Source organism: Thermodesulfovibrionales bacterium (genome assembly GCA_035686305.1).
In the GTDB taxonomy this organism is placed as follows: domain Bacteria; phylum Nitrospirota; class Thermodesulfovibrionia; order Thermodesulfovibrionales; family UBA9159; genus DASRZP01.
The window spans coordinates 1-15771 of record DASRZP010000025.1; the positions used below are offsets into that span (position 1 = coordinate 1).

The 15771-nt window shown below is 50.1% G+C and carries 10 protein-coding genes and 1 pseudogene; 6 read left to right on the top strand and 5 right to left on the bottom strand.

Annotated elements, in window-relative coordinates; all coding sequences use genetic code 11:
• Positions 1-715: 715 nt before the first annotated feature.
• The 5 genes from VFG09_02660 (at position 716) to VFG09_02680 (ending at position 3913) form a co-directional block, all read left to right on the top strand.
• On the top strand, positions 716-916 hold the full coding sequence (locus tag VFG09_02660) for a UXX-star (seleno)protein family 1 (protein HET6514035.1): 201 nt from the start codon (positions 716-718) through the stop codon (positions 914-916).
• Between the two features lie 112 nt (positions 917-1028).
• The gene (locus VFG09_02665; protein HET6514036.1) at positions 1029-1535 is read left to right on the top strand and encodes an Hsp20/alpha crystallin family protein; all 507 of its coding nucleotides are present in this window, start codon (positions 1029-1031) and stop codon (positions 1533-1535) included.
• 103 nt (positions 1536-1638) lie between these two features.
• Positions 1639-1866 (top strand): hypothetical protein, encoded by a 228-nt coding sequence (locus VFG09_02670; GenBank protein ID HET6514037.1) that lies wholly within the window; start codon positions 1639-1641, stop codon positions 1864-1866.
• A 199-nt stretch (positions 1867-2065) separates the two neighbouring features.
• The gene (locus VFG09_02675) at positions 2066-2665 is read left to right on the top strand and encodes a hypothetical protein (protein ID HET6514038.1); all 600 of its coding nucleotides are present in this window, start codon (positions 2066-2068) and stop codon (positions 2663-2665) included.
• Positions 2666-3445: 780 nt separating this feature from the next.
• A complete protein-coding gene (locus VFG09_02680; GenBank protein ID HET6514039.1) occupies positions 3446-3913 on the top strand; it encodes a response regulator in 468 nt (155 codons plus the stop codon).
• 409 nt (positions 3914-4322) lie between these two features.
• Here VFG09_02680 and VFG09_02685 read toward each other — a convergent pair whose 3' ends face one another.
• A complete protein-coding gene (locus VFG09_02685; GenBank protein ID HET6514040.1) occupies positions 4323-7427 on the bottom strand; it encodes a fused MFS/spermidine synthase in 3105 nt (1034 codons plus the stop codon).
• A gap of 437 nt (positions 7428-7864) precedes the next feature.
• On the opposite strand from VFG09_02685, the gene VFG09_02690 reads away from it, so the two are divergent.
• Complete coding sequence (locus VFG09_02690; GenBank protein ID HET6514041.1) at positions 7865-9742, top strand: flavocytochrome c; 1878 nt, start codon at positions 7865-7867, stop codon at positions 9740-9742.
• Positions 9743-10054: 312 nt separating this feature from the next.
• Here the strand turns inward: VFG09_02690 and tatA are convergent.
• From tatA to VFG09_02710, 4 genes and pseudogenes are all read right to left on the bottom strand, one after another.
• Positions 10055-10213, bottom strand: a pseudogene (gene tatA / locus VFG09_02695) (twin-arginine translocase TatA/TatE family subunit).
• 147 nt (positions 10214-10360) lie between these two features.
• A complete protein-coding gene (locus VFG09_02700; protein ID HET6514042.1) occupies positions 10361-11605 on the bottom strand; it encodes an MFS transporter in 1245 nt (414 codons plus the stop codon).
• Positions 11606-11667: 62 nt separating this feature from the next.
• Positions 11668-14475, bottom strand: coding sequence for a UPF0182 family protein (locus tag VFG09_02705; protein HET6514043.1), 2808 nt, complete (start codon positions 14473-14475; stop codon positions 11668-11670).
• A 200-nt stretch (positions 14476-14675) separates the two neighbouring features.
• The coding region (locus tag VFG09_02710; GenBank protein HET6514044.1) for a radical SAM/SPASM family putative metalloenzyme maturase at positions 14676-15771 on the bottom strand (1096 nt) is incomplete at its 5' end.

Genomic DNA, 15771 nt, shown 5'->3' on the forward strand with positions numbered 1-15771 from the left:
ATAGTCTATAATACGGAGAGAAACGTTGAGAGTAGCTTGTTTCGATGGAGGCTGCATTCGCCGGAATCCCCACAGACTGAAATAATTCTTAAACAGCCGAACAAACGATCACATGAACAATGAGAACAAACGGCATTATAGGGGACAAAGACTTTTTGTGAAGAAAAAGGCCCCGGGTTTTCCCAGCGCCTCATTAGATTCTTCTAACCGTTTTCTAACGGAACAACATCAAATACCCTAAAACCACATAAAGGTGAATTATAGCGTAATGCCCGTATTGCCTTGATAATCTTAGATTTGCTATACTCACCTTCAAGGTGGTTGACGGGTTTAGACCGCTTCCCAAGCTGAAGGTCGCGGGTTCGAATCCCGTCGCCCGCTCTTAAAATAAAGGGTTACGAGGGGCCCTCCGAAAACCTTCCGCGTTCTTAGAGGCACTTTCAGCGACCTTATCCGACTGTCCGTGGTGAGTAACTGAATGTCCAAATAGTCTCTAACAGTTCTAACATCTCTTATTAATGGTCTCATAATAGTCTGCACATTCTCGGCCGTCATTCCCGCGAAGGCGGGAATCCACTTTGAAACAGAATGGATGCCCGACTAAGGATCTCGGGCATGACCAATAATAGGGAGCACATCTGTAAATATTATTTTGAGACTGTTAATAATTGCTTTATCAACGACACTGCTATAAAATTCAAGCAGGAGGTGCCACATGGCAAACATCATTATTTACGGGAAGGCTGGCTGACCTTACACCGATAAAGCCAGGCGGGACTTTGGAACAGCACAATATTTCGATGTGAAACAAGATCACAAGAAACTCGAGGAAATGCTCAACTACTCGAAAGGTGTCAGGAACGTGCCTGTTATTGTTGAAGGTGAAAGAGTCACAATAGGTTATGGGGGACATTGAGGTGTTTAGATGCCGATCGTGTGTTGGCGATATGAACTAGTCATAACGGCGGAGCATTCAGCAACGTTCTCACCAGAATTAATTAATCTTGGAAAATTAGAGGAGGTGCATTATGGCAAAAAAAGCAAAAAAAGAATTGGTGAAGGTCGCACCGACAAAAACTCTATCACCTTTCAAGGAGATGGAAACAAAGTTTCATGAGATGGAAAAACGCTTTGAAGATTTTTTTAGAAAACCTTTTTCTTTCCTGCCGTCTTGGATGCCGATGATGAAAATGCCTGGGATCGAGGAGTTCGCCCCATCAATTGACATCCTGACGGAAGGTGATAACGTTGTGGTAAAGGCAGAATTGCCAGGAATGAAAAAAGAAGATATTGATGTAGCTCTGACTGAAGATACTGTCACGATTTCTGGTGAGAAGAAGAAAGAAGAAAAGGTAGAAAAAAAGGACTACCACAGTATCGAGCGTTCCTATGGCTCCTTCAAACGTTCGTTCAGCCTCCCGTCGGAGGTCCAGACTGACAAGGCATCTGCAAAATTCAAGGACGGTGTACTTGAGATAAGGATACCAAAGACAGAAGAGGCTAAGAAGAAAGAGAAGAAAGTTATGATTGAATAACGCAGGGGAAGCAACCCTTTGATGGGAAGTACTGATTTCAAAAGCGTACGTTGCTTCGACAGAAATGTTGTTTGACTCTGGTTCAGGATTGGAGGTGAAGAAGATGAAGAAAACCATACTTGGCATCCTAGTCGTTATGGCGCTCTGCCTCTTTGTCGGTAAAGGCATGGGAATAGTCTATGCACAATCTACGGAACAGGGAACGGATCAGGAATTGCAAGAGGGGACGGAGTCTGGACAAGGAATGCAGCAGGAAGGAGAGAGTCAATCTGGGCAGAGTGCGGACGAAGGCACTGGTTCAAGCCAGGGTGAATCTACACCATCCCAATAACACGTGACGTCAACACAACGGGCTGTTTCAGTCGTTTAAGAGAACTGTCAAAAAGAACTGACAACCATCTTAAATGTGCTATTATTTAATCAGCAGAAGTCGATGCCTTGGGATGGGTTAAGGCTTAGAATCAAGTTACATGGATTAGCGGCGGGAGTTGGATGTGGTGAGCAAACCTCCAGCAGCGAGGAGGATGGGTATGAAAAGGGCCATTTGTCTTTTACATAGCGTGTTAGTTGTGGTTTTTGCAGCTATTTCGATTGCTTATGCGGAAGTGCCAGTAGTGCCAGTAGTTCATTCTGGCGGCGGTGGTGGTCACTATGGCGGCGGTGGTGGTCACTATGGCGGTGGATACTACGGTGGCAGAGGCGGTTACTACGGTGGCAGAGGCGGTTACTACGGTGGCAGAGGCGGTTACTACGGTGGCAGAGGCGGTTATTATGGTGGCAGAGGCGGTTATTATGGCCGATATGGCTATTATGGTGGCCATCATTATTATGGTTGGAGAGGGGGTGTTTGGATTGGTGGGTGGTGGTATCCTTGGTGGGGTTATCCATACTATTATCCTTACTATCCTTACTACCAGAGCTATCCGTACTATCCAAGCTATCTAGAACCACCGGCCAGTGTTGAACAACAAGCTCCAGAATATGCTCCGCCAGCCCCTAAACGGGAGGAGCATAACTATTGGTATTATTGCCCGGATCCGCAGGGCTACTACCCATATGTGAAACAGTGTCCCAAGGGATGGATGAAGGTTGTTCCTTCACGTCCACAGGACAGTAATGTGGGAGATTGAAAGAGCCACCACCGAAAGTGCCAGTGCTTCTTTCTCTTAGTCCATCTCTTCTTGTAGACTGGACATCCTCAGTCCACTACTTATCCTTCCATTTCAAGGTCAATCAGTTTTTTCGCTATGGGTGGCAAGCCCCAATATTTCTTGCTGATATTATGTTATAAATAATCATGAAGAGATTCACCATGACAGGTATGATTATAGGCTCATTAGTCGGCAGCTACATCCCTTCAATTTGGGGTGATGGCTCTTTTTCCATGTCATCCATACTCTTTGCTGTTATTGGTGGGTTAGTCGGGATTTGGGCTGGTTATAAAATAGGGCAAAATTTTGCTTAGGCGACAAGACAGGCTCCTTCCCTCTAACGGTATTGGAAAAACAGTGATGATTGCCTCAACCAAGAAAATGTCTAGCGCATAACCCAAACCCCAAGGTGTTGCACTTCTTTTTTGTTTGACCTGTCGATACCCGAACCCAACAAACAACACCCGGCAGTCAAAAGCACATTCCCTTTTTCCATCATATCAATCAATGTAACCATCGGCATGGTTACAAAGTCTATCCGTATGGAAAGCCAAGGTATCAAATCCTCAAATTGTGAAAAAGACTTAATAGAAAATTCAACATATTTTCACAGTACAGTATTAATCTTTACGCATTAGCATTATCAGCTTCAAGGGAGGTAATGATGAGTTTGCCATTATTTTTAAGAGGGATATTTCAGAATCTGTTGTGCATCAGAACCAAAAGGCATCAAGACCGTAAGTAGCGGGGAGTCTAACAATGGCGAATATATTGGTTGTAGATGATGAAGATGTAATCAGATACGCATTGTATGAAGTGCTGGAACGTTATGGGCATATTGTTACAGAAGCCTCAGATGGTATGGAAGCTCTCGATGTCATTAATAGAAACCCCCCACCGGACTTGATTCTTATGAATCACCAAATGCCAAGACTCAGTGGTATAGATTGTGCCAGACAACTAAGAACAGTACACCCTTCCCTTAAAATCGTCCTCATGTCTAGTAGTTTCGGTATTGATGACGATGGGTATCTTGCTTCCAATAAGCATTCGTTCACAGACATTCTTCTAAAACCATTCAGACTTAGAGATATGGTCAGCACTGTTGAATATGCTTTAGAGCGTAAGGAGCAGGAAAAGATAACGTTGTTTGAATATAGCAACAGTACAACCACGATTATCCCAAGAATCACACCAAACCTATGGATACATCCATACTTTCCATAGCAGGATGTGTAGTTGGTCACACTTGACCTGACGGACAGTGTACGCTAAACTCCATCAGATAGTTTCTTTAGAAAAGCAACGTTTCTTTCTTAAGTCACCCGGAAGATCTCCATTGATTACCCTGTCCACAACACGGTGGACATCAGCTAGGCATCATTGACCGCTGGGATTCTTTTCATGACATCGGCATGTGCCTTCTGCTTTGAAGCCCTTTATTCTCTCAAGGATCACGGAATGACCTTTGTTTTTCCTGACATCCCGCTCTATGTCAGCTTCTGAATACCCGAAACAATAACAAACCGGCTTGTTCATTCTGGAAACCTATCCTTAATGCCTAATCTGCAATTCATTTTCTGCGCGTCAGACTCGAGCTTAGCTGGCCTCCCTTTCAAGTCGCCAGGAAGGCCGCCTACTTTTCTCCCAAGATCGCAGCCCGATGCTTCTCGAGTAACGGATTACCCTTGTAATATTTTCCACCTTTAAGAACAATACTGCGCGCCTGAGAGATGTCACCCGTTAAATATAGAACCCTGGCGTATCCATCGATTACTTGTGGGTATTCAGAGTCCACTTGGTAAGCCCTTCTAAGATATTGGAGAGCCTCGGTATTGGATCCCTCCTGGATAAGAAAGATCCCATACTCGACCAATGTTGGAAGATCATTCGGGTCTATAGCGAGGGCTTGCCGCCACTGTTCTACTGCTTTTCCACCTTGCCCGCTCGATGCGAAGATAGATGCCAAATTCCTTCTTACAGAAACGAGTCGGGGGTTCAGCACCAAGGCTCTCTGGAACTCATCCACTGCGAGATCCGCCTGATTCATCTTCCAAAGCATGACTGCATAGCTGGCGTGAGCCGCAGCGTCATCTGGGTAAGTCTCTACTGCCCGCCGAATAAAAGACGTGGCCTCGGCATACTCACCTCTAAAATAGTGCAAGCGGAACTTACTCACAAGATATGAGCAAACCTCGTTCCGCAGGTTCCAGTTGAGAGGTGCAATACGAATTGCCTCGTCGTAATAGTGAATTACCTCGTCAGTTGGCAAACCCCGCAGCTGGGCTTCGTATCCCTTGAGAAACGTCCCCTCGGCCTGAAACGCAGCGTCCAAACGATTACCAACTGGACCCCTCTCTTCCGTCCTCACAAAGCGGTTAAAGTCACGTCCGAGCACCGACATCAATAACTCGTGGTTAGCTAACGTTCTCTCGTCAGGAGGCACTGCGTAGTCACGGGGTGAGTAGAATTCATAGTAGGGCGTTGTGAAGGTGTTGATGGGACCTGACGGAATGTAGCGACGCAATGTCTCCTCATTGCCAACAAAGTGGACCAGCACGTCTTCAGCCGTTCTCAATCCGTATTTGCGAATGCCCTGGAAGGCTTCTGGATCAGCCTGTAAAGCTCGGCTCATACTTGCGAGATCAATATCAATGCGCTCATTCGAGCCAATAAGAAAAGTGTTATTCAAAATAAACCGCCCTATGGGCGGGAAGTACCATAGCTGGACATGGGGAAAAGCGGAAAGAAACGTCCTTACAGCCAGAGCGTATTGTGACGGTGGCAGATCGGTGGGTACCCATTGGATAAGAAGTCCCCCTGGGGCGAGCCGCTGCCTCAGAAGCGAATAATAATCCTTTGAGTATGAAAATGAGTTGGATGCGTATTTTCCAGTCGTTTTCTCATCGGCCGATATGATATCGTATTTCGCCGTTGCGGTCTCGAGATAATTAACGACGTCTTCAATGATTATAGCTGCACGAGGATCATTGAGAATATTGAAATTTTCTTTTGAGAAGTACTGTGCCCCGGTGACTACTCCTCGCGCTATCTCTACACCCACGATTTTCCTGAGCGAGGCATGTCTGGCACTTTCACCCATCAGTATGCCCGACCCTATACCGACAGAAAGCTCAGAACCGTATGATTTGAGAAGTAGCTTCGGCAAGTGAGCCAGAACCTGTTGCTTATAATCGGAATCGCCGGTCCCTCCAATGTTGATGCCGTCTACGCTGATCAACTTGTCCCCCGTATCTGCGCTGATCCAAACCTTGGTAGTCACCAGACCACCTTCTTTATAGAAAAGCACCTCATCCCATCGTCTTTGGAACTCTGATGGAAATTGAAAGGAGATGGGCATGTGTATGAGTTCAATAGCGACACCTAGGAATACTGATGTCGTCACCGTCACCGCGGCGAAGACATGCTTCCATCGTGAAAGAAGAAGCAAAATGCCTAGGCTCACGTTTAGTGCAGCCATAAGGAGAATGCCCTTTTGGATCCCGATCAGTGGCATGATGAGAAGCCCCGGTAAAAGCGCCCCAAACACATTGCCCGCCGTGTTTACTGCATAGATTTTCCCGACGGTAGTGCCTGTATTTTGAAGATCGGAAACGAAGATCAGACTCATCAGAGGTAAAGTCGCTCCAATTAAAGTAGCAGGCAATAGCATGACGGACAGTGCAATTACGAATTCCGATACGGCGAGAAGCTCCAAGTTGGCGGAAAAACGCACAATGAACGTTCGGACAACTTCGGACTTCACAAGAAAAAAAAGCAGGGGTAAAGCAACTGCGGAATAAACACCAATGAGGATCTCAATTATGGCGAAGAGCCGCAAGGGGTCCTTAATTATTTCCTGAAGAAACCGGATTCCATAGCCGCCGAGCGCTATACCCAACAGGAATGCCGTGAGCATAAGGCTAAAGGCATACGTAGTGCTCCCGAGCAAGAAGACCAGTGAACGAGTCCAGAAGATTTCATAGGCAAACGACGCCAAGCCTGACAGTGCAAAGGCCGACAGTACAATGCGATGAGTCCGACGCGACAGCGTGCCACTCACATTGAACTCGTTATCAGGGGGATGCGATGAGGATAACGAAGGAATATCGACCGGAATATCTGAGAGGACTGAACGGGTGGATGCAAGCCAAGCTATTATGCCCACAGTTATGTTACACAAAGCAGCCACGTCGATAGCTCCCTGCAAACCGAAATGACCTATGATATAAAAGCCGGCAGCAAGACTCCCGACAACTGCTCCCAAAGTGTTGACTGCGTAAAGAAGTCCAAATTCCTGTCCAACCTGTGATAAACGTTTCACTACGACCCGAGACAGGATTGGCAGTGTGGCTCCCATCAGGACTGTAGGAATGAGGAGAAGGCTAAAGGCGATGACAAAGCGAACAACGGTGAATACCAGAGGATTTTTACCGAAAATCGCATGCACCCATACATAGGCCGGAGTTATTCTGACTAAAACGAGTGACACGATGAAAGCCGTTATGCTGATTCCTATCTCATAGAAAGCATAAATTCGCAGGGGGTTGCGGCTTCGGTCGGCATATTTCCTGAGTGCGTAACTGCCTAAAGCAAGACCCCACATGAAAGCCGCGAGAACGGTCCCGACAGCGAGGGTACTTCTTCCAAAGATCAGCATCATCATTCGGGACCAAATGACTTCATAGATCAGGCCGCAGGCTCCTGACGCAAAAAATAGGACAAAAACAATCCAACTCATATTGCTAAGTTAGTATTATATCGCTTTCATCAGACGCATTGTCAATTTTAAGGCTAGTGCCATGCCCTATTGGCGACCTTCTAACCGACTGTTTTCGAAAATTTATTTTCAGACTGGCGTAGAAGATGGGCTTTGGGACGAAGTTCTCACCAGAGCTTATACAAAAGGCTGTAGCCCGCCGTGGTTGCCTTCGCATCAGACAAGTGAGTGCGTTACTCATTGGTCCATTGAGCGATTAAGGAGGTAGAATGCCATCTTCACAATCACCCCTATTGATGATACAATCAACCCAGAGATTGCAATCCCGGAAAGGCCAAAACTTTCTCAACGGGGAACAGAAAGTGAGGACTTATTTTGTGCTTCAGGCGTCGATGACAAAGGGAACGGTTTGTATAAGAAACTTGCGAGCTAATCAGACCAGAGCAGGAGGAATGCAGATGAAGATGACGAGACTCGCCATCATGCTGTTGGTTCTTGCATCGTTTGCACTCACTGTGCCCATAGCGTGGGCAGGGCCCGCCCCGGCTAAGGGTGAGAAACAGGCGCAACCGGCGAAGGGCGATTTCCTCGCCGACATGCACAAGGGAAAGGGCATTGAGTGTTCTGCCTGCCATGGCGACAAAATATCCGTCGATGACAATGAAACGGTCGTGAACAAGAAATGCACAGAATGCCACGGTTCCCAGATGGCCCTTATGCAGAAATCAGTTGGAGAGGATCAGCTCCCTGAGGGTAAGGAAGGGGAAGGAATGGATCCCCACAAGTCACATCTGGGGAAAATCAATTGTACCGCCTGTCACCACGGGCATACGGCTTCGTGGACCTATTGCCTAGGTTGCCATAATTTCGACCTCAAGATCCCCTTCGGCGCAGTGGCAGCGGAGTTGCCGGCAATCGAACTGCCCAGGGTGGAAAAGGTCCCAAAGGGGATCAGGGTCGACAAGGCCGACGTCGTGATTATTGGGTCGGGCGCCACCGGTCTCACGGCGGCAATCACCGCCCATGACAAGGGAACGAAGGTCATCGTCCTGGAAAAGATGCCGATCACCGGCGGCAACAGCCAGCTCGCCGCAGGTGGGATGAATGCCTGCGAGACGAAGTTTCAGAAGGAGAAGGGCATCAAGGATACCTGCCGGCTCATGTATGACGACACCATGAAGGGGGGGAAGAATCTGAATGACCCCGAGCTCGTGAAGATCCTCGCGGACAAATCCGCTTCCTCTGTTGACTGGCTCACTTCGCTTGGAGCCGATCTGAGCGATGTGGGAAGAATGGGTGGAGCCAGTGTAAGCAGGACCCACCGCCCTAGTGGTGGGGCCGCAGTCGGAGCACACATTATAAAGGTGCTCATGAAAAATGCCGGGGACCGTAACATTGACGTCAGAGTAAACAGCAGGGTGGTAAGGATCCTTGAAGACAGCAAGGGCCGCACCAATGGAGTACTGGTCGAAGGGAAGCACAGCAAACTCTACAAGATTTCCGCTAAAGCGGTCATCATCGCGGCGGGAGGATTTTCGGCGAATCCCGAGAGGGTCGCTTACTACCAGCCGACGTACAAGGGCATGACGAGCTCCAATCAACCGGGCGCTACCGGTGATGGCGAGGACCTTGGCGCAGGCGCGGGAGGATACCTCATCGACATGAAGGAGATACAGATACATCCGACGGTTGCCGCGGGCAGCCGCATTCTGATAACCGAGGCTGTGAGGGGAAACGGCGCTGTCCTCGTAAACCATGAGGGGAAACGGTTTGTGAATGAGATTACCACTCGCGACGCCGCCTCAGCCGCCATCCTTGCCCAGACAGGCAAATCTGCGTATATGATATTTGATGAGGGGATACGCAAGAGCCTCAAACAAATTGACGGCTATTTTCACTTGAAGCTGGTCGCTGAGGGCGATACCCTTAAAGACCTCGCCGCCAAGATAGGCGTCCCTGCCGACGCCCTTGAGGCGACCGTAGAGGCCTATAACAAGGCATATGAAGAGAAGAACGATGCGGAATTCAAGCGGCCTGACATGCCGCGGCCGATCAGGACGCCGCAATATTACGCGATCGAGATTAGGCCCGGTGTGCACTACACTATGGGCGGATTGAAGATCAACACCGACTCTCAGGTGATGGCGAAGGACGGCAAGCCTATCTTGGGTCTCTTCGCGGCCGGCGAAGGGACAGGAGGCGTCCACGGAGCAAACCGGCTTGGCGGCAATTCCATATCACAGACGATCACCTTCGGAAGGATAGCAGGGGAGAACGCTGCGAAGCTGGCGAAAACAGGGCCTACAAGGACCCTGAAGAAGGAGCCGAAGTCGTAATTTGCGGCGGGAGGGGGAACTCCTCCCGCTTAAGACCCTTATAAATTGCTTGCCAAGTATCCGGTTCTGTTTTTTGCTTTTGCGCTGCTTGAGGACAGGCATGGGTAAGGAGGAGCGCAAGTTCAGCCCTGCTCTGGTTGCCGGGATTCTAGATGGGCGGCCTCTCTCGTGAGGAGAGAATGCTATACAATACCGCTATGCGGCGGTTTCTTTCTTTTGTTCCACCTTGTCCTTTGAAGCGATCTCCTGCTTCATCTCCATTGTCGCGGGAGATGTTAGTTCTTTGGGTGTTTCCTTTGGCTCAGGGGCAGCATCAATATCCTTGCTGCCTTCTGACATTGCCTTCTTGAATTCCCTGATGCTCTTGCCAAGCCCCGCCCCAAGCTCGGGCAGTCTTCCTGGACCAAAGACTATCAGGGCTATCACAAGGATAATGATCAGATGCATCGGCTGAAAAAGTCCTTCAAACATATTGACCTCCTTTCATATACATTATAGGCGAACGCTTTGAACTTTACCAGTCACCCCTGCTCTCAGACTGTTTCAAGTACTCAGGGCGCCGGGCGTCTCCATCCATACGGCTCTTCCGGGTTGCTCACGTTACCTCGTTCTACCAACTCACGGCTCTGCTCTTTCATGTGCGGTGTCTTTTTCTATAAATCGCATGCAGAGAAAGCATAAAAAAGCAGCAATGAGGATGGCAACGGGAGTCACGAGAAGGGCCTTTCTCAATCCCCAAAGATCAGAGAGCCATCCCAGGATAGTCGGCGAAACGGCGTCGCCTAATGCATGAATCACAAAGATGTTGGCGGCAAAGGCCATGGCACGTACGGTCGGTTTCGTTATCGCCACTATGACGGTGTTCAGCGGTCCCGTATTAAGAAAAAGAAAGAACTCTGCAAAGAATATTGCGGTCATGCAGCCGGAAAAGGAAGACGTGTTAATGGCATGAACCGTGATGGGCGTACCGATAAGAAAGCCCCAACCCGAAACCGTTAGATAACCCTTCCTGCTCTTCTTCTGCAGTCGGTCCCCGAGCCATCCGCCAGCAAGCGTACCGCTGATCCCAGCCAAAACGGTAACGCCGCCAAAGAGGGCGTTCGCCCTGGCGAGATCGAGGTTATGAATTCTGTAGAGAAATGTCGGAACCCATTGTGCCAGCCCTCCCAGGGCAAAAGTCATGGCAGCCATGGCCATGGTGTTCGTAAGGAAGGACCGGCTGAGAAGCGGGGCATAGCCTTTCCAGGACTGTGAGAAATAGTTCACTTTCGAGCCCGCATCGCACATTCGACGGGGCTCGCGGAGAACGTTAAGAGGAGCGACGAGAAGCAGCCCGGGAATGCCGACGGCGAGGAAGGCAGCGTGCCAACCCATGGTCCTGCCTATGACTCCTCCGAGAAGATAGCCGATGGCGCTGCCGACAGGAATCGCCAGGTAAAGATAAGAGAGAACCCTTCCATGCCGCTCTTTCGGGAAATAATCGGCAAGAAGTCCGGGCGCCACGGTACCGAAACTGGCCTCACCGAAACCGACCACGGTCCTTGCAGTAACGAGCGCCCCATAACCTGTGGCAAAGCCGGCACCTGCAGTGGCCAAACTCCAGACAGCCAACCCATAAGATGCGAGTCTCACACGGCTCATGCGGTCTCCCATCCACCCTAACAAGGGAGCTGACACCATGTAGCAGATCATAAAGGCGCTGCCGAGGAAGCCGAGCTTGGCGTCTGAAATATGCAAGTCGTCCTTGATGAGCGGAAAGATGGCGTAGATCACCTGTCGGTCGATGTAATTCAGAAGATTGACACCGAGGAGAAGGGCCAGGACATAACGGCCGTATGATACCGATATTGATTTCTCACTCATACATTCTCATACATTTTTCAGGATCGTCTTCGAATAATCGAGTTTGACAAGTTCCTCTGCGCTCACTTCAACTCCTTCAGGATTCTTCCGAGTTCCTCAAGAGCCTTTCCTGCTTCTTCGTACTTCCCTTTGCCCATAAGGTTTCTGTAGTTCTCGAAGGCCCGTGCCGCCGCGGCAACAAGATCCTTTCTTTCCGCTTTCTTCTCCCCTTCTGCTCCTGCAGGCTTTGCGATCCTCTCGGCCGCCCTTCCCGGGATCATAGGGAAGAATCTCGACAAGGCCTCTTCAAAGGACGCGCCGTAAGAGAGCTGATCGCCAAAAACCACCACGACTCTTCTCAACTCGGGCATTTTCCCCACTGCTGCCTGGATATAGATGGGCTGTATGTACATGAGGCGGTAGCCGGAAAGCGGCACAGCGAGGAGATTTCCAAATCTCACCTGGCTTCCCTGCTGGTTCCAGAGCGTGAGATCCTTGCTTATCGTCTCGTCCTGATTAATGCGGATGCCGATCTGGAGCGGACCATAGACCTGACGGTCCTTCGGAAATTTGAAGAGCATCAGTTTCCCGTATGAATCGCCATCGCACCTCGCCATGATCATGGACACCATGTTGTTTCTCGGACTGCTCTTATCAGTGCTGAAAGGGGAGAATGGGAGGGTGAGAACAAACTCCTCCCTCTCCGAGTCGGGAAGCTTCGAGATCAGGTAATAGGGCAGGATCGGCTGCGCTTCCTCTTGCCGTACGGCGACACGGGATACTTCCCACGCATCCTCGCGGTTATAGAATACGCCGGGATCTGCCATGTGATAGATCGCATAGATGTGGCTCTGGACGGTGAGAAGGTCCTCGGGGTATCTCACGTGGACCTTCAGGGATTGTGGCATCGCATCGAAGGGTTTAAAGAGGGCTGGAAATACGTTTGCATATGCCCTGATGATGGGATCGGTCTTATCGGCGATATAGAAGTCAACCGAGCCTTCATAGGCGTCGACCACAACCTTGACGCTGTTTCGTATGTAATTTGCCTTCCCCATGGTCGGCTGTGAATAGGGATAGGTCGCTGCGGTTGTATAAGCATCCCAGATGAAATAGATCTTTCCGTCTGCTATCACATGGTACATGTCGTTATCGAAGGTGAGAAAAGGTGCGATCGTACGCACTCTGTGATTGATGTCCCGAATGAAGAGGATGCGGCTTTCGGGAGTGAGCTCCTGGGTAGTGAAGAGCCTCAGCCCGTCAAAGCGGATAGCGATGACGAGTTTCTTCAGGAAGCTGTCGATCTTCACGCCTGCCTTGCCCGAGTAGGTATTCTGCGCGTTGGTGTCACCCTTTGGATAATCAAACTCCTTCAACTTGGTGTTGACGTAGACGTGGTTGAACGTCTCTTCGCCGAAATAGATGCGCGGCTGGTCTATCCTGAGCTCGGGATAGGACGCAACGGGCGGGATGTCTTTTATGTAGTATTCGGGCAACCCTTCATGGGTGAACTTGTTTACCGGAGCTGCAACATCTCCGTAGCCATGGGTGTAGATCATCGTCTCGTTCTGAAATGTCCTTGACTGGGCGGCGAGGCGACCGATGTTCAGCTCCCGCAAAGAGAGCATGAGCTGCGTGAGCTTCCCGTTGAGCATGTACCGGTCGACATCGACATCGGGGAAATTGTAGTAGAGGCGTATGAACTGCGTCTGGTCGTTTACCGCTTTGAGGATGTCCGGTGCCCAGAGACGTATGCCGTTGATGATCGTCAGGTCGCTTTGAGTAAGATCTCCGCTGGGCGAGGGGTTGACGGGAAACTCTATCTCAGCGACATTCGTCAGTCCATAGGCTTCTTTTGTGAACTTTATGTTCCGCTCCAGATAGGGACTTTCGAGGGGGAGTTCGTTCGGCGCTACCCTGAAGTGCTGGACTATTTGGGGGATTGTCTGAAGCCCGACGATCCATATGCCGCCAAGGATGGCAGCGCTGGCGAGATAGATCCCTATGGTCCGCCGGGTCGAACTCGTGAAGGATGCATAAAGGAAAAGGATAAGACAAGCCGCTAGCGCCGCGAGGGCAACATTGTATGCAGGCAACTGGGCATGCAGGTCGGTCCAGCCTGCGCCGTAGACAACACCCCTATGGGAATAGAGAAGTTCGTAACGGGCGATGACGGTACTGGCGATGAAGACAAAGGTGCCGAAGACGAAGTTAGCCGAGATCTGCGTAACAAGACGGTGGATAAAAGGGTTTCGGGTAAAGTTGTCGAAGGTAAGTCCGGGAAACAGACGAAAAAGGGCATTTTCGGCCACATAGAGGCCCCCCACGAGTAAAAGGGAAAAGGTGAAGAGGCTGCCGAGCGAATCGACGATGAAATTCAAGAAGGGGAGTCTGAATATGTAGAACCCTATGTCTTTCAGAAAGACGGGGTCTTCCTTCCCGAAGGATACGGCATTGGAAAAAAGAAGGGCCTCGTTCCAGTGCGCGAAACTTATCGTGCCAGCGGCAATGAACAAGGGTATCTGGAGGAGAAGTGCCGCCAGGAGCATGAGCTTTGAGCGGGTGTCCCTTACCAGCGATGGCCCTACCGGTTTTGCACCGTGATACCAGAAAAAGATATTTGCCACGCCAAAGGAGATTGCAACAAACCCGCCGGCGAGAAAGAGCTCTGCCTGGAGAAAGAGCACCTTCCAGTATCGGCTTGCGTATCCAAGACTATCGTACCAGAGCGACGTGAGGTAGACATCACTGCCGATATAGATGACGGCAAGCGCCAGGGCGCCGAGCAGGATAAATGTCCCTGCGCTTTTGTAACGCATTTGCTTCAGGTTGCGTAGCGCAGGCAGAAAGAAGATAAGACTTATGATGATAAAGAAGAAAAAATTGAGCATGGAGTCTCCTTTTCCCCTATCATACGGCTACTTCAGCATAGACGCAAGTTTTTCCTGAGGTCAATGACCAAAGTCAGCTATCTCCTTCCGGTTCCATCATTGTCTGTTACTCTCTCCGACATCTATGAATTCAGTGGGAAAGGGATGAACTGACAAAAAGAGACATACTCGCACGAAGGGAGTGAAGTCCAGAGAATCCATCACTGAAGGCACTGGAAGAGTCCTGTACACCAGAGGCAGGCGCCGCAGGGGACACTCTCTACGTAGCAATCCTGTTCAAAATCCTCGACCTGGACGTAGTCGCAGAGTGCGAAACTGCAATCAAAACAGAAGGGAAACCGGTAACGGAGAACGCTCTTCCGGAAGGACCGGTAGTTCTCATCGTTCCAGATCGAAAAGATCCCTTTCTCGCGGAGGTTGCCGAAGACCCAGGGCTTAACATGCTTTTCCCAACCGCCCACATAACACCGGTAACGATGCCAGAGGAAATAACAGGGGTGGACATCCCCGTTCCATGAGACGAATGCTGCGTCCCCTTCCACAAACTCACATCTTCTCGTATTCTGAGGCGACTTCCCGGGCAACTTGATATCGATACCCTCATCATGTGCGATCCTTCTTGCCTCATCAAATGCCTCATCCACTCTTCTGAGCCAATTCTCATCCCTCATGATGAGCCTTTCGAGGTGGAGGGCTATGTCCTGAGATCTCGCATCCTCCTTCATCTTCTCAACAAAGCCGAGGACCTTCAAGTCCTCTTCGGTTTTTGTGACCTTCATGAAGATCTCGAAGTAGCGCCCGATGTCCACGCCTTGAGCCTCAGCCTTTTCCTTCCATCCTTCGTAGATCGCGGTGGCCCCGACAGTGTTCGTGTCATATGCCGCCTCCCCCGCGACGGCCCTGTCATAGGGAAGAAGCTGCGTTACGAGAGCAAAGGTCGCGCCCTGGCGCGCTGCCCAGCGAAGGGCTGCACCAAGTTCTCCCAGATTGTCCCTCATAAGGACAAACTCGATGCCGATCCGGAGATCCTGCCTTCCCCGTAAATGTTTAGCTCTGTTCAGGGCGGAAAAAGCCGCCTCAAGATCCCCTATCTCCCCGCCTTCCCGGATGGTACGGAAACCGTCACGAGAGACGGTATCCAGGGAGAGACAGATACGGTCAAGTCCCGCGTCAACAAGGCAAGAAGCCCTGCTGTTGTCCAACAACATCCCATTTGTCTGGAACCCGACCCATGCGTTCTCCGGCAATGACTTCTTCGCCTTCCGAATGAATGTTTCTAACTGCGGGTGGAGAAGG